Genomic DNA, 22,006 nt, shown 5'->3' with positions numbered 1-22,006 from the left:
CTAAACCTGGCCGGTCAAGCGGCGGGCGGCTTCAAGCACCAGCTTCACCTGGCGTTCGTTGTAACGGTTGCTGGGCATGGTCAAGGTCACGGCGCCCGCCAGCGCACCGTCGGCTGCGAACACCGGCGCTGAAATGCCGGCGACCTCGGCCAGCCGGTCACCGACGGCTGTGTAGTAGCCTTGCTCCCGGATCCTGGCGTAAAGCTGCTGGTCTTTTCGTACCCCGGCCCTTGCCTTGTCGGCGCCGAACGCAATCAAGACGCGAGCGCCGGTGCCGCGGTCGGCCGGCAACACGTCGCCGGCCTTGATGTGGTCGCGAATCGGGTGCGGGGAATCTACCCGGTACAGGCACAGGCGGGCCTCGCCCTGGCGCACATGGTAGGCGGCGCTTTCGCCGGTGGCCGCCACCAGTTCGCGCAGTACCGGCAGCACCACGCGTTCGAGTGAAAACGACGCGGCGTAAACGCCGTGCAGGCGCGCCACTTCGGCGCCCAGGGCGTAACGGCCGTCGACGAGCTTTTGCACCAATCGCGCGTGTTCGAGCGAAGCCAGCAGCCGCAGCACCGTACTCTTGTAGAGCTGCGTGCGGCCGGAAAGCTCCGCCAGGCTGAGTGAAACATCGCCCGCGCGGAACGCCGACAGCAGGGTCAGGGCGCGGTCAACGGCGGCGGCGCCGCCGGGTGCGGCGTGGCTGTCGGCAAGGGATTCGACCTGGGCTTTTCGGGGCATGGATCACCTTTCAAGGCCCGCGCGCCGCCCGGACTTGACAAGCCGGCGCATAAAGCGGACCATTTCATAAGAAAGAACTGTATTCTATCTTACAGAACATCAAGCATGCCCGCAAGTTCCTTTTCCCGCACAGCCCCGGAGGTGCTGGTCAGCGAAGTCGGCCCGCGCGACGGCCTGCAGTCGGTCAAGGCCGTCATGCCGACGGCCGCCAAGCTGCGCTGGATCACCGCTCTTTACGACGCCGGCCTGCGCGAAATCGAAGTCGCCTCGTTTGTACCCGCCAGGCTGCTGCCGCAGATGGCCGACGCGGCCGAGGTGGTGCGGCATGCGCTGACCCTGCCGGGCCTGACCGTCATGGCGCTGGTGCCCAATTTTCGCGGCGCGCAGGCGGCCCTTGCGGCCGGCGTGCACAAGCTGACTCTGCCGGTATCGGCCAGCGCCGCGCACTCGCTGGCCAATGTGCGCAAAACGCGCGAAGAAATGGTCGAGGAAGTGCGGGCCGTCGCGGCCTTACGGCGTGACACCGCACCGCATGTGAAAGTCGAGGCCGGCATTTCCACCGCCTTCGGCTGCACCTTGCAGGGAGAGGTCGCCGAGGACGACGTCATTCGCCTTGCCGCGCAGTGCATAGCGGCAGGCGCCGACGAATCCGGCCTGTCGGACACCACCGGCTACGCCAACCCGGCGCAGGTCAGGCGCCTCTTTCGCCGGCTGCGCGCAGAAATCGGCGAGCATGCCGGCGCGGCGCATATGCACAACACGCGCGGCCTGGGCCTGGCCAATTGCCTGGCGGCCTACGAAGAGGGCGTGCGCACCTTCGATGCCTCGCTGGGCGGCCTGGGCGGCTGCCCTTATGCGCCGGGCGCGTCGGGCAATGTGGTCACCGAAGACCTGGTCTTCATGTTCGAGGCCATGGGTGTTTCGACCGGCGTCGATATCAGCAGGCTGATCGCGGCGCGGGAACCCCTGAGGGCCGGGCTGCCGGGCGAATTGATTTACGGCATGACGCCCGAGGCGGGCCTGCCCAAGGGCTTTGTGCAAAAGGGTTACGTTCAGGGAGATGCCCGTGCCTGAAACCAGCACACCATTGAACGAGCCTGCAAAGGCCCTGCCCTATGCCGGCCTGCGCGTCGTCGAATTCACCCACATGGTCATGGGCCCGACCTGCGGCATGCTGCTGGCCGACCTGGGCGCCGAAGTCATCAAGGTCGAGCCGATCGCCGGGGACAACACCCGCAAGCTGCTGGGTTCGGGCGCGGGCTTTTTCCCCATGTTCAACCGCAACAAAAAAAGCATTGCGGTCGACCTGCAGACTGCCGAAGGGCGGGAGCTGGTGCTCAAGCTGGTCGCCACGGCCGACATCGTCAGCGAGAACTTCAAGCCCGGCACCATGAAGAAGCTGGGCCTGGACTACGCCAGCCTCTCGCAACTCAACGAGCGGCTGATCTACGTGAGCCACAAGGGTTTCCTGCCCGGCCCCTACGACCACCGCACGGCGCTCGATGAGGTGGTGCAGATGATGGGCGGCCTGGCCTATATGACGGGCCGCGCGGGCGACCCGCTGCGCGCGGGCAGCAGCGTCAACGACATCATGGGCGGCATGTTCGGCGCGATAGGCGCCATGGCGGCGCTGGCCGCGCGCGAGAAAACCGGCAAGGGCCAGGAAGTGCAGGCCGCGCTGTTCGAGAACAATGTCTTCCTGGTGGCCCAGCACATGATGCAGTTCGCCGTGACCGGCCAGCCCGCCGCGCCCATGCCCAGCCGTATCTCGGCCTGGGCGGTCTACGACGTGTTCACGGTCAAGGGCGGCGAGCAGGTTTTTCTGGCCGTCGTCAGCGATACGCAGTGGGCCATCTTCTGCGAGGCCTTCGGCCTGCTGGAGCTGCGCGCCGACCCGCGCCTGCAAAGCAACAACGACCGCGTGCGCGCGCGCGACTGGCTCATGCCCCTGCTGCGCTCGCGCCTGGCGGAGCACAGCGCCGCCGAACTGGCCGCGGTGTTTGAGCAACACGCGCTGCCCTTTGCGCCCATCACCCGGCCGCAAGACCTGTTTGACGATCCTCACCTGAAAGCCACCGGCGGGCTGGCCCCCATCACGCTCACCGACGGCGAGCGCGCGGGGCAGGCGACTTCCACCGTGCTGCTGCCGCTCACGCTGGGTGGCGAACGGCCCGGCGTGCGCATGAACCCGCCGCGGCTGGGCGAGCACACGCGGGAGCTGCTGGAGGAACTCGGTTATTCGGGCGAAGCCATCACGGCCCTGCAGGCCGGCGGCATCACGCGATAAGCCTTTCAATCACGGCAATCCCTGTCTTGTATTCGCGCCACACGTCAAAGCAGGCGGTGGAATAAGCGGAGATTCTCTGTCGATTACTGACATTCGTGCGCATAATGATTGGGCATGGACAAACTCAAGCAGCTGGAATCCTTTGTCTCGGTGGTGGCGCGCGGCAGCCTGACAGCGGCCGCCAAGTCCGAGGGCGTCGCACCCGCCATCATGGGACGTCGCCTCGATGCGCTGGAAGAGCGGCTGGGCGTGAAGCTGCTGGTGCGCACCACGCGGCGCATCGCGCTCACGCATGAGGGCAGCGCCTTTCTGGAAGACTGCCAGCGCCTGCTGGCCGATCTGGCCAATGCGGAGGCCAGCGTTTCGGCAGGCGGCGTCAAGGCCAGCGGCCATTTGCGCATCACCGCGCCGGCGGGTTTCGGGCGGCGCCACGTCGCGCCGCTGGTGACCCGCTTTCGCGAGCAGCATGCCGACGTCACCATTTCACTGAACCTCAGCGACCGCGTGGTGGACCTGGCGGGCGAAGGCTTTGACTGTGCGGTGCGCGTCGGCGACCTGCCCGACTCCTCACTGGTCAGCGTGCGCATGGCCGACAACCGGCGCCTTTGCGTGGCCACGCCGCGCTACCTCAAAACCCACGGCACGCCGCAGCACCCCAGTGAGCTGGCACGCTTTGACTGCCTCACGCTGTCCAGCGATGCGTCGCAGACGCGGGGCTGGGCCTTCCAGGTGGGCGGCGAGCTGATCCACCTCAAGCCGGGCGGGCCGCTCGATTGCTCCGACGGCCAGGTCCTGCACGACTGGTGCCTGGCCGGCTGCGGCATCGCCTGGCGCAGCACCTGGGAGGTTGAATCAGAAATCGCCGCCGGCCGGCTCACGGCGGTGCTGGAAGACTTTGCCGCGCCGCCCAACGGCATTTACGCGGTGTTCCCGCAGCGCAAGCATCTGCCGCTGCGGGTGCGGCTATGGGTAGACTTCCTGAAGCACCACTACAGCCAGCCCGAGTTCTGGCGCACCCCGGCGGCCCCTGCCGCCACCAAAGCCTGAGCCCTTCACCCAAACCGAGACTGAAAAGGATCTTGCAATGACCCTCGAATCCCTGCTGGCCTATGCGCACCTGCTGGCGATATTCACCATGGTGGTTTTTCTTGCGAGCGAGGCGGCGCTGTGCCGTGTCGAATGGCTGAATGCCGCCGTGGTCGAACGGCTGGGCAAGGTGGACATGGTGTACGGCATCGCCGCCGGGATGGTCTTGCTGACCGGCCTGGCGCGCGTGTTCCTGGGCGTCAAGGGCGCTGCCTGGTATGCGCACAACCCCCTGCTTTATTTAAAGCTGGCCATGTTCCTGGTGATAGGCCTGATCTCCATCAAGCCGACCCTGATGTTTGTGCGCTGGCGGCGCGCGCTGCGCGCAGACGGCACGCTGCCCGATGCGGCCGAAGTCAAAAAAGCACGCCGGTTGGTGATGGTGCAGGCGCACATCTTTCCGTTTATTCCGCTGGCGGCCGTTTTCCTGGCGCGGGGGTTTGGCTAATTAAAGAAGACCGCGAACCAGCCAGAAGGCCGTCACCCACATCATCAGCGCCACCAGCAAGTCCATGGTGCGCCACACGGCCGGTGAATTGAGCCTGCGCCCCACGCACCACAGCGCCACACCCAGGCCCGTGAACCACAGCAACGAGCCGGTGATGGCGCCCAGGCCGAACACCGCGTTGTCGGGCTGAGCATAGGCCAGCGAGGCCGTGCCTATCACCACCGCCGTATCCAGCCACGCGTGAGGATTAAGCCAGGACAGCGCCAGCGCCAGGCCTATGGCCTTTCGGCGCGAAATGGCCTCGGCGGCAAGGGGTGCACCATCGGCCGCTTGCGGCGCCGGCTGCAAAAACCGCCGCATCGCCTGCGCGCCATAGACCACCAGCACCAGCGCGCCCGCGCCCGTCATCGCGCCCAGCAGCTTGTCGGACAGGCCGCCCAACTGCGCCAGCCCCATCACCCCCAGGGCGATCAGCGCCACGTCGGTCAGTACGCAGACGGCGACCGTGAGCCACAGGTGCTGGCGCAGCAGGCCCATGCGTATCACGTGGGCATTTTGCGGGCCTATGGCCATGATCAGCGAGAGGCTCAGGACCATGCCGGTCAGGAAGGCGGGGGCGGCAAGGGGATTCATGGGTGTTTGGTGTTTGCTCGACGTTCAAGGGGTTCCATATCTCTGTACGCAGTGTCGGGCAAAGCCCATAATGCTTAAACCAAATTAACTAAAACTCATATTCATCAATTAATAATTGACTCACGCAAGCCATGCTCGACGCCCGACAACTTGATGCCCTGGCCGCCGTGATTGAGCACGGCAGCTTTGGCGATGCCGCCAAAGCCTTGAGCCTGACGCTGGCCGCTGTCTCCCTGCGCATCAAGTCGCTGGAAGGCGAGTTGGGCCAGCGCCTGCTGGTGCGAGGCAAGCAGGTGCGCGCCACGCCGGCCGGCCAGGCCCTGCTGGGCCATGTGCGGCAGTTGCGCCTGATGGAATCGGATTTGCTGGCGGGCCTGCAGGGCGACGGCAAGAGCGGGCGCCTGCAAAGCCTCAGCGTGGCGGTGAATGCCGACTCCCTGAGCAGCTGGTTTTTACCGGGCGTTGCGCCGGTGCTGCAGGCCCACGGCTTGCTGCTGGACGTGGTGGTGGACGACCAGGACCACACCCACGACGCGCTCAAAAGCGGCGACGTCACCGGCTGCGTGACCACCCTGGCCCAGGCCATGCGCGGCTGCGTGGCCGAGCCGCTGGGCGTGATGCGCTACCGCTGCATGGCCTCGCCGGCGCTGCTTGAGAAATGGAACGAGCCTGCGGCGGGCGGCAAGGCGGCGGGCCCGAGTCGCCTGGCCCATCGCCTGCTGGCCAGCCCGGCCGTGATCTTCAACCGCAAGGATGCGCTGCAGGACACCTTCCTGGCCCAGCATTTCAAGTTGAAGGATGCGCTCTACCCTCGCCACTTCGTGCCGGCCGTCGATGCCTTCGAATTCGCGCTGGAGCTCGGAATGGGCTGGGGCATGGTGCCCGATATCCTGCTGGCGGCGCGCGCGCACCGCCCGCCCCTGCAGGAGGTGTTACAGGGTTGCGCGGTTGACGTGCGGCTTTATTGGCAGCACTGGACGCGCGAACCGCTCGCGGCGCAGCGGCTCACCCAGGCCGTCAAACAGGCGGCCAGAGAGCGCTTGCTGCAGGACTAGGGCGGCGATGCCGCCCCTGGCCGCTTACTTCTTGGCCGAAGCTGCCGCAGCCGGCTTGGCGGCAGCGGGCGYAGCGGCGGCGGCGGGGGCCGAGGCCTTCTTCTCGTCGGCCATGCATTTCTTGATATGCGAGTTTTTGGCGGCGCCGGCAAGCTTCTTGTCGGCGGCGGATTTCTCGCAGGCGGGGCTGGGCGCGGCGGCGGCGTCGCGGATGCACTTCTTCTCGAAGCTGGCCTTGGCGGCGCCCGCCAGTTTTTTCTCGGCGGACTTGGCCGCGCAGTCGGCTTCGGCGCCCGCCGCATGGGCTGTGGCCGACAAGCCCATGGACATGGCAAAGGTCATAGCGACCAGGGTCAATAGTTTTTTCATAGATGCATCCCAGATGTAAACGCGGGAAACCGGAATCGAATTCCCCGTGGAATTCAAACACAGAAGGCCGGGCTTGGCTACGCCAAATTCGACGGCCGGGCATTCGCGCCCCCCGGACGGTGCATGGCTTAACCGTAAAATCAGCCCATGCTCTCGATTAAAAAAGACCTGCTCGTGGCCCTGGCTGCGGGCCTGGAAGAACTTTCCCCCGGCGCGGGCGACAAAGCCGCGTTTGAATCCCCCAAGGTCGCGGCCCACGGCGACTTCGCCTGCACGGCCGCCATGCAGCTGGGCAAGCCGCTCAAGCTCAACCCGCGCCAGCTGGCCGAAAACCTGCGCGCCATCTTGCTCAAGGCCCCGGCCTTCGAACGCTGGGTCGAAGCCATCGAGATCGCCGGCCCCGGCTTTATCAACATCCGCCTCAAGCCCGCCGCCAAGCAGGAAACCGTGCGCGAGGTGCTGCAGGCCGGCACCACCTACGGCACGCAAGCTGCGGGTAGCGGGCAGCGCATGATTGTCGAATTCGTCTCCGCCAACCCGACCGGGCCGCTACACGTGGGTCATGGCCGTCAGGCCGCCTTGGGAGACGCGATCTGCAACCTGTTCGCCACCCAGGGCGCACAGGTGTGGCGCGAGTTTTATTACAACGACGCGGGCGTGCAGATCCAGACCCTGGCCGCCAGCACGCAGGCGCGCGCCAAGGGCATCAAGCCCGGCGACGCCGCCTGGCCCGAATCGGCCTACAACGGCGACTACATCGCCGACATCGCGGCTGACTTCCTGGCGAAAAAGACGGTCAGTGCGGACGACCGCGAGTTCACCGCTTCGGGCGATGTGGAAGACATGGACTCGATACGCCAGTTTGCCGTGGCCTACCTGCGCCACGAGCAGGACCTGGACCTCAAAGCCTTCTCGGTGAAGTTCGACAACTATTACCTTGAGTCCAGCCTGTACAGCTCGGGCCGCGTCGACGCCACGGTGGCGAAACTGAAAGGCGCCGGCAAGACCTACGAGCAGGACGGCGCGCTGTGGCTGAAGTCGACCGATTACGGCGACGACAAAGACCGCGTGATGAAAAAGAGCGACGGCAGCTACACCTACTTCGTGCCCGACGTCGCCTACCACCTGGCCAAGTGGGAGCGCGGCTTCGGCAAGGCGATCAACATCCAGGGCATGGACCACCACGGCACCATCGCCCGCGTGCGCGCCGGGCTGCAGGCCGCCGGCGAGGGCATTCCCCAGGGCTACCCCGACTACGTGCTGCACACCATGGTGCGCGTCATGCGCAACGGCGAGGAGGTCAAGATCTCCAAGCGCGCCGGCAGCTACGTCACGCTGCGCGACCTGATCGAGTGGACCAGCGCCGACGCCGTGCGTTTCTTTTTGCTCAGCCGCAAGCCCGACACCGAATTCCTGTTCGATATTGACCTCGCGCTGGCACAGAGCAACGACAACCCCGTGTACTACGTGCAGATGGCGCACGCGCGCATCTGCTCCATCCTCACCATCTGGGCCAGCCAGGGCGGCGACGAAGCCAGCCTGAAGACCGCCGACCTGTCGGCGCTGGACAGCCCGCAGGCCCAGGCGCTGATGCTGCTGCTGGCCAAATACCCCGAGATGCTGGCCAACGCGGCGGCCGGCCTGGCGCCGCACGACGTCGCGTTTTACCTGCGCGAGCTGGCCGCGAGCTATCACAGCTATTACGATGCCGAGCGCATCCTGGTCGATGACGAGGCCGTCAAGCGCGCCCGCCTGGCCCTGGTCGCGGCGACCGCGCAGGTGTTGCACAATGGCCTGGYGGTGCTGGGCGTGAGCGCCCCGCGCAAGATGTAAGCACACACCGGTAACACCCGGATTTTCAGGACAAGGCAATGAACGTGGGCAAGGGAATGAATACACAACGAGGCGGGACCCTGCTGGGTCTGGTTATTGGCGCGCTGATCGGCCTGGGCGCCGCGCTCGCCGTGGCGGTCTACATCACCAAGGTGCCCGTGCCTTTCATGAACAAGAGCCAGGCACGCAATCCCGACAGCGACGCTGCGGAAGCCAAGAAGAACAAGGACTGGAATCCCAACGCGCCGCTGGCCGGCAAGAACCAGCCCAAGCCGCCGGCCGCACCGGCAGCCCCTGAACCGAACGGCGTCGCCGTTCCCGACCCCGCCGCGCCCAAGGCCGCCGCTTCCGCGCCCGCCAAAACCGCCGCCGCCAAACCCGCCCCTGCTGCCGACCCGCTGGGCGACTTGGCCAAGGCCAAAGTAGAAGGCCTGTCGTCCAGCCCCAGCGCGGACCCTTTCAGCTATTTCATCCAGGCCGGCGCCTTCCGCACGCCTGAAGACGCCGAACAGCAGCGCGCCAAGCTGTTGCTGCTGGGCATGCAGGCCAAGGTCAGCGAGCGTGAACAAGCCGGCCGCACCGTATACCGTGTGCGCCTTGGACCCTTCGACAAAAAGGAAGACGCCGACAAAGCCAAAGAGCGGCTGGACAACAACTCCATCGAAACGGCGCTGGTCCGTGTGCAGCGCTGAGCATTGAGGCGATAAGCTGAACTTTTAACGGCGCGGGTGTACAAACCCCTGTGCCCCGCACCATGAGGCCGCCGTCCGCAGGGACGGCCCACCCAACATTTCCGTCATACCAGGAGAAGAATCTGATGCAACGCCGTGAGTTTTCGTTTTCAGCCGCTTCGGCAGCCGTCGCCAGCCTCGGTGGCATCGCCGCCCTGCCCACGCTGGCGCAAGCCCAGGCCAGGGCCTTCAAGGACGGCGCCGATTACGTGTCGCTGGACAAGCCCGCGCCCACCGAAGTGCCCGCCGGCCAGGTCGAGGTGGTGGAGTTCTTCTGGTACAGCTGCCCGCATTGCAATGCCTTTGAGCCGACGCTTGAAGCCTGGATGAAGCAGGCCCCCAAGGATGTGACCGTGCGGCGCGTACCGGTGGCTTTCCGTCCCGACTTCGAACCCCAGCAACGCCTCTTTTACGTGCTCGAGGCCATGGGCAAGGTCGAGGAACTCCACAAAAAGGTGTTTTACGCCATCCACGTGGAGAAATTCGCGCTCAACACCGCCGACTCCATCGCCACCTGGGCCGAAAAACAGGGCCTGGACAAGGCCAAGTTCGTCGAGATGTACAACTCCTTCACCGTCACCACCAAGGTGCGCAAGGCTACGCAGCTGCAGGACATCTACAAGGTTGACGGTGTGCCCGCGCTGGGCATTGCCGGGCGCTACTACACCTCGGCCACCCTCGCGCAAAGCATGCCCCGCGCGCTGCAGGTCACGGACTACCTGATCGCCCAGTCCCGCACCAAGAAATAAGGTAGCACCCCCGTCCGGACTCACTTCGTGTAGTCCGTTCCCCCCTCAAGGGGGCGGGCGCCCGCGGTCTGGCAAAGCCAGTCCCGCGGCCCCCACTGATAAATACCTCCCGCACCCTCCTGAACTCTTCAACCAGCATGAGCCGCGGAACCGGCCTTGGCCTGTCCTGAGCCTGTCGAAGGGCCGGGCCGCAGGCGGGCGGCCCCCGAGGGGCTGGAGCCCGCGGCTCCAAGCCTGCCTGCGCAGGCTTGGACGGGCGACAGAGGCGAAGCGTCTCGCGAGCCGCGGCCTGCAAGGCCTCGCGACGACACGAAGTGCGAGAGCGTGGGGGCCTTTTTATTCCCGTGCAAGCCATTCCCACAGCTTGCATGGCTACAATGGCCGAACCCAAAGCAGCAAGATTCGTGCCTTATGAAACACCCCCTTTACTCCCTCATCCTGCCGGCCGCTTTGGCGCTGGGGGCGGCGTGTCCGGCCTGGGCCGAAAAAGCCGACCGGGACAAGCCCATGAATGCGGAGGCCGATGCCCTGCGCTATGACGACCTGAAGCAGACCAGCGTGTTCACCGGTAACGTGGTGATCACCAAAGGCACCACCATCGTGCGCGGCGCACAGGTCGACGTCAGCCAGGATCCCGAGGGCTACCAGCAGGCGGTGGCCATCGCGGCGCCCGGCAAGCTGGCCTTCTACCGCAAGAAGCGGGACGGCGTGGACGAATACATCGAAGGCGAAGGCGAGCGCATCGAATACGACAGCCGCGCCGACCTGGTGAAATTCATCAAGCGCGCCGTGGTGCGCCGCTACAACGGCGCCACCCTGGTGGATGAAACCACCGGCTCCGTGATCGTCTACGACAACAACACCGACGTCTTCACCGTGGACGGTGGAAACCGCACCGCCACCAACCCGAGCGGGCGCGTACGCGCCATGCTGTCACCGCGCGCCGCCGCCTCGGCACCCAACGCAGTGCCAGCGGCCCCGCCGGCCGCCCTGCGCCCCAGCACCACGCTGGGCAATGAAAAGAACTAGAAAGAACCTGCACAGATGGATGTGGTGACTGACACTTCGGCGGCCCGGGCCGCAACCCCCAGCCGCCTCGTTGCACAAGGGCTGCAAAAATCCTACGGCAGCCGCAAGGTCGTGCAGGATGTTTCGGTGGCCGTGCAAAAAGGCGAGGTCGTGGGCCTGCTGGGCCCCAACGGCGCCGGCAAGACGACTTCCTTCTACATGATCGTGGGCCTGGTGCGCGCCGATGCGGGGGAGATCTCCATCGACGGCCAGTCGGTCGAGCACATGCCGATCCACTTGCGCGCCCGCCTGGGCCTGAGCTACCTGCCGCAGGAAGCCTCGATTTTCCGCAAGCTCACGGTCGAAGAAAACGTGCGCGCCGTGCTCGAGTTGCAGCTGGGCGCGAATGGCAAACCCCTGGGCCGCGCCGACATCGAATCGCGCCTGGATGCCCTGCTGCAGGACCTGCGCGTGGACCATTTGCGCAATTCGCCGGCACCGGCGCTGTCGGGCGGCGAACGCCGCCGCGTCGAGATCGCGCGCGCCCTGGCGACCCAGCCGCGCTTCATCCTGCTTGACGAGCCCTTTGCCGGCATCGACCCCATCGCCGTGATCGAAATCCAGCGCATCATCGGCTTCCTGAAGTCGCGCGGCATCGGCGTGCTGATCACCGACCACAACGTGCGCGAAACGCTGGGCATCTGCGACCACGCCTACATCATCAGCGACGGCCATGTGCTGGCCCAGGGCACGCCGTCCGAGATCGTGAACAACGCCGATGTGCGCCGCGTGTACTTGGGCGAGCACTTCAAGATGTAGAGATGGTTTCCCCCTTGTTGTTCATCGCGCTTAACGTGCGGGCTTCCGAGAGTGCCGTCGCCACATTGACACGCCTGCCATCGTCTTTCAAGCGGGGGCCGTGGAACTGGCTTTGCCAGGCCACAGGCGCCGCCCCCTGTAGGGGGGAGGGTGCTACACGAAGTGAGCATCCAACGGGGGGGAGTCCTTGAAACAAGGCCTCTCGCTCCGCGTCTCGCAGCATCTTGCGCTGACGCCCCAGCTGCAGCAGTCGATACGGCTGCTGCAGCTCTCGACGCTGGAGCTGAGCCAGGAGGTCGAGCAGATGCTCGACGAAAACCCGTTTCTCGAGGTGTCGGACGAAACCGCGGTGCGCGAGGAGTTCGGGCTGGAGCATGTCAACACGCCGGTCAGCCAGGACAGCCGCGAGTTTGAATCGGCTGCGGAATCGACGGCCGGCGGCGGTGCGGAAGACGCAGGTATTTCCACGGCCGCTGAAGCCGAGCCCAGCGCGGAGCCCAAGCTCGAGGAAAGCTGGGAAGGCGACGGCACTGTCGAGACCACGCCCGACGACAGCGAATGGGGCAGTGATGCGCCGGCGCGCAAGAACAACAATGAAGAAAGCGATGCCGAGGCCTCCGACCTGGCGGGCGCCCATGAGTCGCTGCAAGACCATCTGCACCGCCAGTCGCTGGGCCTGCGCCTGTCTGAGGAAGACCGCGCGGCCCTGCATTTCCTGATCGAGTCGCTCAACGATGACGGCTACCTCGAAGACAGCCTGGCCTCGCTCGCGGCCGGCCTCGCCGGCGGCGACCTGGAGCAGGCCGAGGACCTCGAGCAGCGCTTTGCCATGGCGCTCAAGCTGCTGCACCACATGGAGCCGGCCGGCGTGGGTGCGCGCAACCTGGCCGAATGCCTGGGCCTGCAATTGCTCGACTGCAAGGACTGCGAAGAGACCCGCGCCGCCATTGCCGTGTGCAAGCATCCGATGGAACTGCTGGCCAAGCGCGACGTCAAGCGCCTGAGCTACCTGTGCGGCTTCACTGAGGCCGCGATCAAGGGGGCGATCGCGGTGATTGGCAGGCTCGACCCCAAGCCCGGGCGCCGCTTCGTGAACGTGGAGCGCAACCTGGTCGTGCCCGACGTCATCGTCGTGAAGTCGGGCCGTGGCTTCAAGGTCACGCTCAACGGCGACGTGATGCCGCGCCTGCGCGTGCACGACATCTACGCCAACGCCCTCAAGCAGCACAAAGGCCAGGACGGCCAGGCGCTGCAGCAGCGCTTGCAGGAGGCGCGCTGGTTCATCAAGAACATCCAGCAGCGCTTTGACACCATCCTGCGCGTGAGCAGCGCCATCGTCGAGCGGCAGAAAAATTTCTTCACGCACGGCGAACTCGCCATGCGCCCGCTGGTGCTGCGCGAGATCGCCGACGAGCTCGGCCTGCACGAATCCACAATTTCGCGCGTGACCACCGCCAAATACATGGGCACGCCCTTCGGCACCTTCGAACTGAAGTATTTCTTCGGCTCCGCCTTGGGCACCGAAACCGGCGGCAACGCCTCCAGCACGGCGGTGCGCGCGCTGATCAAGCAGTTTGTCTCCTCCGAGAGCACCAAAAAACCGCTCAGCGACAACCAGATTTCCGAGATGCTCAAGGAGCAAGGCATCGAATGCGCGCGCCGCACTGTGGCCAAGTACCGCGAGGCCCTGCGCATCGCGCCGGCTAATTTACGCAAATCACTCTAGCCGCGATCAGGCAGCGCTGCCCCGTCCCTCAAAGTCAGTCATGAACCAACTTCAACTCTTTTTACCCTGCGCCGCGGGTGTCGAAACACTGCTGGCCGCCGAGGTGCAGCGCGTCACCGGCCTCCAGGGCAAGGCCTGGCGCGCCGGCGTGCAGTTGCAGGCCTCCTGGCGCGACGCGCTGCAGCTCAACCTGCACAGCCGGCTGGCGCAGCGCGTGCTCATCGAGCTGCAGCACAACCAGTACCGCAGCGAGCAAGACCTCTACAACGCCGCCGCCAATGTGGCGTGGGAGATCTGGTTCACGCCCCAACAGACCTTCAAGGTAGAAATCACCGCCCAGCACAGCCCGCTGACCAGCCTGAACTTCGCGGCGCTGAAGATCAAGGACGCGATTGCCGATCGTTTTCGCGCGAAGTTCAACGACGTGCGGCCCAGCGTCGACACGCGCTGGCCCGACGTGCGCATCTACGTGCACCTGACGACGGACACCGTCACGATTTACATCGACACCTCGGGCGAGCCCCTGTTCAAGCGCGGCTGGCGCGCAGACAAGGGCGACGCGCCGCTCAAGGAAACCCTGGCCGCCGCGATGATCGCCGCCAGCGGCTGGGACCAGCTGTGCAAGGACGGTGTGCCGCTGTACGACCCTTGCTGCGGCTCGGGCACCATCGCCATCGAAGCGGCGCAGATCGCCTGCAATATCGCGCCCGGCATCAACCGGCGCTTCGCCTTCCAGAAGTATTTGCCCTTCCAGGGCCATGTGTGGGACGGCCTGCTGGACCAGGCCGAAGCCGCAATCACAGCGCCCGCGGCGCCGGTATTCGGCAGCGATGTGTCGTTTCGCATGGTCGACTTCGCTGAACGCAACGCCGAGCGCGCCGGCGTGGCCAACGCGGTGGAGTTCCGCGGCGGCGACGCGCTGCAGCGCATGCCGCCAGCGCCCTCGGGCGTGATGCTGGTGAACCCCCCCTATGGCGAGCGCATCGACGTTGCCGGTGTGGCCGGCATCACCGGCATGCAGGGCCGCGACCAGCGCCGTCAGCAAAACCAAGCCATCCAGCACGACCACCGCAACCAGCCTATCGACGAGTTCGGCCAGCCGCTGAACCAGGATGGCGGCGATCACGGTGACAACCGCGAAGAAGCTGCCTTCGAAACCTCGCGCGACCGCTCGGCCAACCCCGGCCGCGAACAGGCGCAGAACGCCTGGGGCGAAGAAGCCGCCGATTTCTTCCCGCAGCTGGCCGCGCACTGGAAGAAAAATTACGCGGGCTGGACGGCCCACGTGCTCACACCTGACCTCAAGCTGCCCGGCAAGATGCGCCTGAAGGAATCGCGCCGCGTGCCGATGTGGAACGGCCCGATTGAATGCCGGCTGTTCCGCTTCGACATGGTGGCCGGCTCGGCACGCGGCAAGCCGGCTGCTTCACCAGACAAACCGTGAGTGCACTCCCCCGGCCTGGCGCAGCCCTGCCTGCTGGTGGGAAACCGGTCGTCATCGACACCAATATCGCCCTGGATATTCTCGTATTCGCCGATGTGGCCACGACTCCATTGCGGCAAGCGTTGGCGGACGGTGAGCTTTATTGGTTGGCAACACAGGCCATGCGTGACGAACTTGAACGCGTGCTCGCCTATCCGCAAATCGTTTCACGTCTTGCGTTTTATCAGCTCACCGTGGATAAGGTTCTCTCGGTCTTCGATGCGACAGTTCGCCTTTGCGATGCGCCCGGCAAATCAGTCCTGACCTGCCGCGACGCAGACGACCAGAAGTTTATCGACCTTGCGATCGCACACCAGGCCCTGCTGTTAAGCAAGGACCGCCACATCCTGTCGATGAGAAAACGGATTCTTGCCTGCGGGGCTCGGGCTCAAAGCACGATGTAAACGGTGTTGTGCCGAGCGTGAGATGGGCTGGCGGATGGCGCGCACGCGCTGCCATGGCCGGGCGCTGCGGGCTTAGCGCGGCGTGAACTCGGTTGACACCACATTACGCCCGCCCATCAGGCCTTCCAGTCGTCCCGAGGTCGAATCCGGCAGGTCCCGCTCGCCGCTGTAAGTTGCGGTCCACTTGCCGTAGACCCGTTCGTCATAAACGCCCAGGTAGCGGTAGTGATAGGCCACGCTGGCATCGATGCGGGTCTTGCCGCCGCCGGCATCGATCGAGCTCCAGGTCATCTTGCCGAGCGAGCGCGATCCGGCGTTCAGTCGTTCGATACGGGCTTCTCCCTTGGTTCCGGCTTTGGCGGGCAGCGCCCAGAGTGAGCCCGACGTGACTTTCACCACCACGTCACCGACCCGCAATTGCTCGATGCGGCCGCCGCTGGCAATGATGTCGCCCGATGAATACACGGTGCGCTGGTCGTTGCGCTGGCTGATCGTGACGGCGACCGAGGTCTTCTGGCCATAAGCCCGGTCGTTGCTTGCCAGCGTGCCCACAAGTTCGGGCACGGCGGGCGCCGACGCCTTGCTCAATTCGGCCGCCTTCAGCTGCGCAAGCCGGGCTTGCGCCAGGCCGGCAAACGCGCCACCGGGGTATTGCGACAGGTAGGCCTGGAAGTCGGTTGCGGAATTGCTGGATTTGATGCTTTCCCAGAAAGCCAGGTCCAGCGTCGCGGTATCGGGACGGCCCGCCGCGGGCTGGGCGCTGAAGGAAAATTGCCCTTCCAGGGCTGTGTTTTCCCAGGGAGTCTGCTGGCTGTTGCTTTGCTTGCGAACGACAGTGCGCACCTGCTTGAAGACTTCCTCGACCGGCAGGCCCGGCTGGCGAATCGCCCTGGCCAGGGTTTCGGTGTAAAGCCCGTTGCGGCCTGGGCCGTCGGGCGTGACCGAGCCCGGTGCAGTGGAGTACGCCACCAGCGAGCCGCTAGGCGCGCGCATGCCGGCCAGGCCCTCGGAGGACGATGGCGACCTGACGGTAAAGGGGTTCTCGCGGCCGGCGTCCAGGATCACGAGGTTGACGCGGTTGCCCGCCGCCTGCATCTTCTCCAGGACGGTGTTGGCATTGAGCGAGTCATTGGTCACCGCGTCTTCGCGGCGCGTGTCGGAATCGGTGGAGATCAGAAAATTTTCGCCGCGCACCTGCACGCCGTGGCCGGCGAAATAAAACAGCCCGACACCGCCGCCGGCCTTGAGCCGGTCGCCGAAATCACCCACCAGCCGCTGCATGTCGCGCAGGGTAGCGTTCTCGGCCTTCATCACGGTGAAGCCGGCTTCCTTCAAGGCGGTTTCCATCAGACGCACGTCGTTGACAGGCGTGCGCAGCGGCGCCAGCCTATAGGCCGCGTTGCCGATCAGCAAAGCCAATTTGGGCTCGGGAGTTCCTTGTGCCGCCACAGGCTGGCTCCAGAAAAATACCGCAATCAGGAAGAGAAACAGGCGTGGGGTCATGGTGAAAATCCAGAGGGTGATGGCGTCCGGCTAGCGAAGCTTGAGTTCCGTAGCCATCACGTTGGTGAACAATGGAAGCTCACTTCGCAGCTTGGCGCTGGTGGTGTCCGGCAGGTCGCGTTCGGCGCTGTAGGTGGACGTCCATTTGCCATACATGTAAACCGGCTTCGCATTCAGGGGAGTCGGCGAAGAGTAGGCCACCGTTCCATCCACGCGAACCTTTCCCTGGCCAATGGGCGTGGCTGTCCAGCGGAATGTTCCGCGCGCGTGATAGCCCGCGTCGATCTGCTCCACCACGGCTTGCCCGGAAGCCTGGTCCTTAAGCGGCACCGTCCACAAGGCGCCACCGGTCACGCGGAGCACATGCTCACCGACGCGCAACTGCATGACCTGGCCCTGGTCGGAGATCACGTCACCGGTTGAATAGCCTTTGCGGGTGCTGCCGGTATCGACTATCCTCACATCCATCTTGCGTTTCTGCTTGCTGAAGCTGTCGATCAGGTCCAGCGTGCCCAACAGTGAGCCATCTCCTCCTGGTGCCGCGGTCGGAGTTGGGCCGGCCAGTTTCAGCTGCGCAAGCCGGGCTTGTGCCAGGCCGGCGAACACCCCCTCAGGGTATTGCGAGAGATAGGCCTGGAGGTCGGCAGCGGAATTGCTCGACTTGACGCTTTCCCAGAAGGCCAGGTCCAGCGTTGCCGTATCAGGGCGGGACGCCACGGCGAGGCCGCTGAAGGCAAACTGCCCTTCCAGCGCCATGTTCTCCCAGGGAGTCTGCTGGTTGTTGCTTTGTTTGCGCACCGCGATGCGCACCTGCTTGAAAGCATCCTCCACCGACAGGGCTGGCTGGCGAATCGTCCTGGCCAGGGTTTCGGCGTAAAGGCCATTACGGCCGGCGCCCTCGGGCGCCACCGAGCCTGGGGCCGCGGAAAAGGCCAGCAGCAAACCGCTCGGCGCCCGCATGGCGGCCAATCCTTCAGGTGTCGATCGCGATTTCGCACCGAATGGGGTGTTGCGGCCCGCATCCAGGATCACGAGGTTGACGCGATTGCCTGCGGACTGCATCTTTTCCAGGATGGTGTTGGCATTCAGCGCGTCGTCCGCGATTTCGTCTTCACGGCGTGTGTCCGAATCGGTGGAGAGCAGGAAGTTCTCGCCGCGCACCTGTACACCGTAGCCCGCGAAATAAAACAGGCCCACCCCGCCGTCAGCCTTGAGACGGTCGCCAAAGTCACGCACCAGCCGACGCATGTCGCGCAGGGACACGTTCTCGCCCTTCATGACGGTGAAGCCCGCTTCTTTCAGAGAAGCTTCCATCAGGCGCAGGTCATTGACGGGCGTACGCAGCGGCGCCGACTTGTAGGCTGCGTTGCCGATCAGCAGGGCCAGACGCGCTTCCGCCGCATGCGCGCCGGTGCAGGCCAGGGCCGCCAGGAGGAGTACAGCCAGAAATTTGTGGAGTGTCATGAGGTTTTGAAGTTATAGATTGAGATGTTTGTCTGGCCTGTGGCCCGGCGGTATTTTCACCTCGGCCTGCTCAAATGCCTAGGTGAATTTGTCCCTCGCCCTCCGATTGGAGGAGAAACCCGGGCTCAAGCAACACAGCCGCGAGGCGCGCGAGGCACGAACCTAGGCATTTGCGGGCGTGGAAACTCCGGCCGCTCCATCCGGCCCGGCGGGCGCCTGCATGGCCGCGCCGTTGGCGCGAAAGCTGTGCGCGCTGGCCAGCGGCCAGTAGTAGCTGAAGACCGTGTTCTGTTTTTCCAGCGAGCCCAGCAGCGCGCCGGGCTCCACCTGCATGATGAGGTTGCTCAGCAGCCGCACCTCGGTGTCGGTCAGGCGCCGCACGATGTGGTGAGCATTGACTTCGCGCGGATGGCACAGGCCCGCGGCTTGCACCAGCTCTTGCAGTGCGTGCAGGGTGCTGCGGTGGAAGTTGCGCACGCGCTCGGCTTTGTCGGGCACCACCAGCGCCTGCTGGCGCACCGGGTCCTGCGTGGTGACGCCCGTCGGGCATTTGCCGGTGTGGCAGCTTTGCGCCTGGATGCAGCCCAGCGCCATCATGAAGCCGCGCCCGGCATTGCACCAGTCGGCGCCCAGCGCCATGAGGCGCACCATGTCGAAGGCGCTGACGACCTTGCCGGCCGCGCCTATGGAGATGCGGCTGCGCAGGTTCACGCCGATCAGCGTGTTGTGCACCAGCAGCAGGCCCTCCTGCAGCGGCGCGCCCACATGGTCGGTGAACTCCACCGGCGCGGCGCCCGTGCCGCCCTCGGCGCCGTCCACCACGATGAAGTCGGGCGTGATGCCGGTCTCCAGCATGGCCTTGACGATGGCGAACCACTCCCAGGGGTGGCCTATGCAGAACTTGAAGCCGGTCGGCTTGCCGCCCGAGAGCTTTCGCAGCCTGGCGATGAAATGCATCATCTCCACCGGCGTGGAAAATGCGCTGTGGCTGGAGGGCGAGATGCAGTCCTTGCCTTGCGGCACGCCGCGCGCCGCGGCGATCTCCGCGGTGACCTTGGGGCCGGGCAGTATGCCGCCGTGGCCGGGCTTGGCGCCCTGGCTCATCTTGAGTTCGATCAGCTTGACCTGCGGGTCGCGCGCGTTGGCGGCGAAACGTTCTTCGCTGAAGCTGCCGTCCTCGTTGCGGCAGCCGAAGTAACCCGAGCCGATTTCCCAGATCAGGTCGCCGCCGTGCAGCCGGTGGTGCTGCGAGATCGAACCCTCGCCCGTGTCGTGCGCGAAGCCGCCCAGCTTGGCGCCCTTGTTGAGCGCCATGATGGCGTTGGCCGAGAGCGAGCCGAAGCTCAGCGCCGAAATGTTGAAGACACTCGCGTGGTAAGGCTGGGTGCAGGGTTCGACGGAGGGTGAAGGGTTGCCCGGCGAGCCGCCTATCCAGACACGGAAATCATGCGAGGCCAGCTTGGTGGGCGACATCGAATGGTTGACCCATTCATAACCCTGCGCGCCCACGTCGAGCTGCGTGCCGAAGGGCCGGTTGTCGGGCTCGCTCTTGGAGCGCTGATAGACCAGGGAGCGCTGGGCGCGCGAGAAGGGCGTGGCCTCGCTGTCGCTTTCAATGAAGTACTGGCGCATTTCGGGCCGTATGAACTCGAACAGAAAGCGCATGTGGCCTATGACCGGGTAATTGCGCAATATCGCGTGCCGCGTTTGCCGCAGGTCGTGCACGCCCACCCCGACGAGCGCGATGCAGACCAGCAAGGCCAGCCAGCCAACGCCAAAGGCCGCCAGGCTGAACAGCGCCAGCAGCACGCCCAGCGCGCACAAGGCCATGAAGGTGTAACGAACCGGGAACCGGGCATCCAGACGCTGGAGAAACATGGTGGCGCTTCCGTGGGAGGGGCAGAATAACCGCGATGCGGCAGATACACTTTGCATCATAAGAGCCTCGCGTGACGCTCAGGACTGTTTTTCATGAAGCCCACCGCCAAATCCACCACCCCCTCAGCGCCCCCGTCCGAGCCGGCTTTCCTCGAAGCCGAGGATTTTGACGAGCTCGACGCCATCCTCGACGACTTGCGCACGCGCTACGACGAGACGCCGCAATGGGAGTTCTGCGAAGGGTTTATGGCCGCGGTGATCTGCTCGCGCCGGCCCATCGTCGCTGCGGAATACCTGCCGGTGCTGCTGGCCGTGCCTGCCGAGGGCGAGGCGCCGGACCCGGAAGGCGGCTCATTCGCGAGCGCCGGGCAAGGTGAGCGCTTCCTCACACTGTGGAAGCGGCGCTGGCACGAAGTTGAAACGGCGCTGGATTCGGAAGTCGACTCGCTGGAAGACGACAACTGCTACCACCCCGAGGTAATGGACATACGCGGCGCCGTGGCCGAGATGGCGCCCGAAGAGCGCGCTGCTTTCAAAAGCGAAGACCTGCCCGCCTTTGCCCAGGTCTGGGCGTTGGGTTTTATGTTCGCGGTGGAAAGCTGGCCCGACGAATGGACCGCCCCGCGCGACAAGGATGCCGCCAAATGGCTGGATGGTGCGCTGCAGGCCGTGGTGGCCATGACCGAGGACGACACGGCCGCGCCCGAAGTCTCACCGCTGAGCGAGGACGGCGCGCCCAGCACCAGCATCGCCCGGCTCAATGCTTTTGGCGAGGCCATCTGGGCGGTGTACGACCTGCGCGAGCTGTGGAAGACGCTGGGGCCCAAGGTGGAGACGGTGYGCGCCGAGGCCACGCCGGGACGCAACGACCTGTGCCATTGCGGCAGCGGGAAAAAATACAAAAAGTGCCACGGCGCGGGCTGAAGCTTCCCCGCTGCTGTGGACGCTACAGCGAGACCAGCAGGCGCTCCATGATCGCGTGCGCATAGCGGCTCGCCACTTCCTCGACAAAGCGCGGGAAGTCCACATGCGCGCTGTCATCCGCGCGGTCCGAGATGGTGCGCACGGCCGCAAAGGGCACACCGTAATCCAGGCAGACCTGCGCCACGGCCGCGCCCTCCATCTCGACCGCGAGCACCTCATGGCCCGCACCCGTGAGCGCGGCATGCAGGCCGCGCGACTCGCCGGCGCCTGAGACAAAGCGGTCGCCGCTGGCGATCAGCCCCCGGTGCACGCGCGCACCCGGGAAGGCCGCACTGGCGCCGCCATCATGCAGCGCCGCCGAAGCCGCGCTGAACAGCAGCGCCGTGAGGGCCGCGTCGGCCTCGAAGCGGCTGCGGCCGTACAGCGGCACCTCGTAGCGCGGAAACAGCGGCGAAGCATCGAGGTCGTGCTGCACAAAATCGCTGGCCACCACCACGTCGCCCACATTCACGCCGGCACCCAGGCCGCCGGCCACGCCGGTGAAGACCATGCGGCTCACGCCAAAGCGTTCGATCAGCGCGGTTGCCGTGGTGGCCGCCGCCACCTTGCCGATTTTCGACAAGGCCAGCACCACGGGCCGGCCATGCAAGTCGCCCAGCCAGAAGTCGCGGCCGGCGTGCCTGACCTTGTGCGGCCGGTGCAGCAACTCCATGAGGCCTTGCTGCTCCTGCAACAGGGCGCTGAGGATGGCGATAGGAGGTGCGGCGTTTGATGCAGTCTGGGAAATCGGCATGAAGGGATTGTGCCCAGAAAGCATGGACGCAAAAAAGGGCGACTTGCGCCGCCCCTTAGAAAACCTTTGCAGGTCCTAAAACTG

At 65.5% G+C, this 22,006-nt stretch carries 21 protein-coding genes; 14 read left to right on the top strand and 7 right to left on the bottom strand.

Features of this window, described 5'->3' with window-relative positions:
* Nucleotides 1-729 carry an IclR family transcriptional regulator gene (locus AC1DXS_RS00700; RefSeq protein WP_477735677.1) on the bottom strand — a complete coding sequence of 243 codons (729 nt, stop codon included), beginning with the start codon at nt 727-729 and terminating at the stop codon, nt 1-3.
* Between the two features lie 105 nt (nt 730-834).
* Here AC1DXS_RS00700 and AC1DXS_RS00695 point away from each other — a divergent pair, with 105 nt between their 5' ends.
* The 4 genes from AC1DXS_RS00695 (at nt 835) to AC1DXS_RS00680 (ending at nt 4,550) form a co-directional block, all read left to right on the top strand.
* The gene (locus tag AC1DXS_RS00695; protein ID WP_477735676.1) at nt 835-1,803 is read left to right on the top strand and encodes a hydroxymethylglutaryl-CoA lyase; all 969 of its coding nucleotides are present in this window, start codon (nt 835-837) and stop codon (nt 1,801-1,803) included.
* Nucleotides 1,790-3,016 (top strand): CaiB/BaiF CoA transferase family protein, encoded by a 1,227-nt coding sequence (locus AC1DXS_RS00690; protein WP_477735675.1) that lies wholly within the window; start codon nt 1,790-1,792, stop codon nt 3,014-3,016. The genes AC1DXS_RS00695 and AC1DXS_RS00690 overlap by 14 nt, the downstream gene beginning before the upstream one ends.
* 114 nt (nt 3,017-3,130) lie before the next feature.
* Nucleotides 3,131-4,063, top strand: a complete 933-nt coding sequence (locus tag AC1DXS_RS00685) for a LysR family transcriptional regulator (RefSeq protein WP_477735674.1) — start codon at nt 3,131-3,133, stop codon at nt 4,061-4,063.
* 37 nt (nt 4,064-4,100) lie between these two features.
* Complete coding sequence (locus AC1DXS_RS00680) at nt 4,101-4,550, top strand: DUF2214 family protein (protein WP_477735673.1); 450 nt, start codon at nt 4,101-4,103, stop codon at nt 4,548-4,550.
* Here the strand turns inward: AC1DXS_RS00680 and AC1DXS_RS00675 are convergent, their stop codons facing one another.
* Nucleotides 4,551-5,183, bottom strand: coding sequence for a LysE/ArgO family amino acid transporter (locus AC1DXS_RS00675; protein ID WP_477735672.1), 633 nt, complete (start codon nt 5,181-5,183; stop codon nt 4,551-4,553). It lies immediately after the preceding gene.
* A 131-nt stretch (nt 5,184-5,314) separates the two neighbouring features.
* Here AC1DXS_RS00675 and AC1DXS_RS00670 point away from each other — a divergent pair, with 131 nt between their 5' ends.
* Nucleotides 5,315-6,238, top strand: a complete 924-nt coding sequence (locus tag AC1DXS_RS00670) for an HTH-type transcriptional regulator ArgP (RefSeq protein ID WP_477735671.1) — start codon at nt 5,315-5,317, stop codon at nt 6,236-6,238.
* A gap of 24 nt (nt 6,239-6,262) precedes the next feature.
* On the opposite strand, the gene AC1DXS_RS00665 is transcribed toward AC1DXS_RS00670, so the two are convergent.
* Complete coding sequence (locus AC1DXS_RS00665) at nt 6,263-6,607, bottom strand: hypothetical protein (protein ID WP_477735670.1); 345 nt, start codon at nt 6,605-6,607, stop codon at nt 6,263-6,265.
* 147 nt (nt 6,608-6,754) lie between these two features.
* On the opposite strand from AC1DXS_RS00665, the gene argS reads away from it, so the two are divergent.
* From argS to AC1DXS_RS00625, 8 genes are all read left to right on the top strand, one after another.
* The gene (gene argS / locus AC1DXS_RS00660) at nt 6,755-8,440 is read left to right on the top strand and encodes an arginine--tRNA ligase (RefSeq protein WP_477735669.1); all 1,686 of its coding nucleotides are present in this window, start codon (nt 6,755-6,757) and stop codon (nt 8,438-8,440) included.
* Nucleotides 8,441-8,496: 56 nt separating this feature from the next.
* Nucleotides 8,497-9,132, top strand: a complete 636-nt coding sequence (locus AC1DXS_RS00655) for an SPOR domain-containing protein (RefSeq protein ID WP_477735668.1) — start codon at nt 8,497-8,499, stop codon at nt 9,130-9,132.
* A 125-nt stretch (nt 9,133-9,257) separates the two neighbouring features.
* The gene (locus tag AC1DXS_RS00650) at nt 9,258-9,920 is read left to right on the top strand and encodes a thiol:disulfide interchange protein DsbA/DsbL (RefSeq protein WP_477735667.1); all 663 of its coding nucleotides are present in this window, start codon (nt 9,258-9,260) and stop codon (nt 9,918-9,920) included.
* A gap of 411 nt (nt 9,921-10,331) precedes the next feature.
* A complete protein-coding gene (gene lptA, locus AC1DXS_RS00645) occupies nt 10,332-10,949 on the top strand; it encodes a lipopolysaccharide transport periplasmic protein LptA (protein ID WP_477735666.1) in 618 nt (205 codons plus the stop codon).
* Between the two features lie 15 nt (nt 10,950-10,964).
* Nucleotides 10,965-11,747, top strand: coding sequence for an LPS export ABC transporter ATP-binding protein (gene lptB / locus AC1DXS_RS00640; RefSeq protein WP_477735665.1), 783 nt, complete (start codon nt 10,965-10,967; stop codon nt 11,745-11,747).
* Between the two features lie 187 nt (nt 11,748-11,934).
* Nucleotides 11,935-13,473, top strand: a complete 1,539-nt coding sequence (locus AC1DXS_RS00635) for an RNA polymerase factor sigma-54 (protein WP_477735664.1) — start codon at nt 11,935-11,937, stop codon at nt 13,471-13,473.
* Nucleotides 13,474-13,513: 40 nt separating this feature from the next.
* On the top strand, nt 13,514-14,917 hold the full coding sequence (locus AC1DXS_RS00630; RefSeq protein WP_477735663.1) for a THUMP domain-containing class I SAM-dependent RNA methyltransferase: 1,404 nt from the start codon (nt 13,514-13,516) through the stop codon (nt 14,915-14,917).
* Nucleotides 14,914-15,360 (top strand): putative toxin-antitoxin system toxin component, PIN family, encoded by a 447-nt coding sequence (locus AC1DXS_RS00625; RefSeq protein ID WP_477735662.1) that lies wholly within the window; start codon nt 14,914-14,916, stop codon nt 15,358-15,360. The genes AC1DXS_RS00630 and AC1DXS_RS00625 overlap by 4 nt, the downstream gene beginning before the upstream one ends.
* 72 nt (nt 15,361-15,432) lie before the next feature.
* On the opposite strand, the gene AC1DXS_RS00620 is transcribed toward AC1DXS_RS00625, so the two are convergent.
* The 3 genes from AC1DXS_RS00620 to AC1DXS_RS00610 all read right to left on the bottom strand — a co-directional run bounded on the left by AC1DXS_RS00620 (nt 15,433) and on the right by AC1DXS_RS00610 (nt 20,205).
* The gene (locus AC1DXS_RS00620; RefSeq protein WP_477735661.1) at nt 15,433-16,863 is read right to left on the bottom strand and encodes a caspase family protein; all 1,431 of its coding nucleotides are present in this window, start codon (nt 16,861-16,863) and stop codon (nt 15,433-15,435) included.
* 30 nt (nt 16,864-16,893) lie between these two features.
* The gene (locus tag AC1DXS_RS00615; RefSeq protein WP_477735660.1) at nt 16,894-18,327 is read right to left on the bottom strand and encodes a caspase family protein; all 1,434 of its coding nucleotides are present in this window, start codon (nt 18,325-18,327) and stop codon (nt 16,894-16,896) included.
* A 162-nt stretch (nt 18,328-18,489) separates the two neighbouring features.
* Nucleotides 18,490-20,205, bottom strand: coding sequence for an FMN-binding glutamate synthase family protein (locus AC1DXS_RS00610; protein WP_477735659.1), 1,716 nt, complete (start codon nt 20,203-20,205; stop codon nt 18,490-18,492).
* A gap of 93 nt (nt 20,206-20,298) precedes the next feature.
* On the opposite strand from AC1DXS_RS00610, the gene AC1DXS_RS00605 reads away from it, so the two are divergent.
* Nucleotides 20,299-21,129, top strand: a complete 831-nt coding sequence (locus AC1DXS_RS00605; protein ID WP_477735658.1) for a YecA/YgfB family protein — start codon at nt 20,299-20,301, stop codon at nt 21,127-21,129.
* Nucleotides 21,130-21,151: 22 nt separating this feature from the next.
* Here the strand turns inward: AC1DXS_RS00605 and AC1DXS_RS00600 are convergent, their stop codons facing one another.
* A complete protein-coding gene (locus AC1DXS_RS00600) occupies nt 21,152-21,922 on the bottom strand; it encodes a 5'-methylthioadenosine/adenosylhomocysteine nucleosidase (protein ID WP_477735657.1) in 771 nt (256 codons plus the stop codon).
* Nucleotides 21,923-22,006: the final 84 nt, after the last annotated feature.

It is taken from the genome of Polaromonas sp. P3_B1 (genome assembly GCF_056402935.1).
Note: the sequence above shows the minus strand (reverse complement) of the source record. Positions and strands in the feature narration are given on the sequence as shown.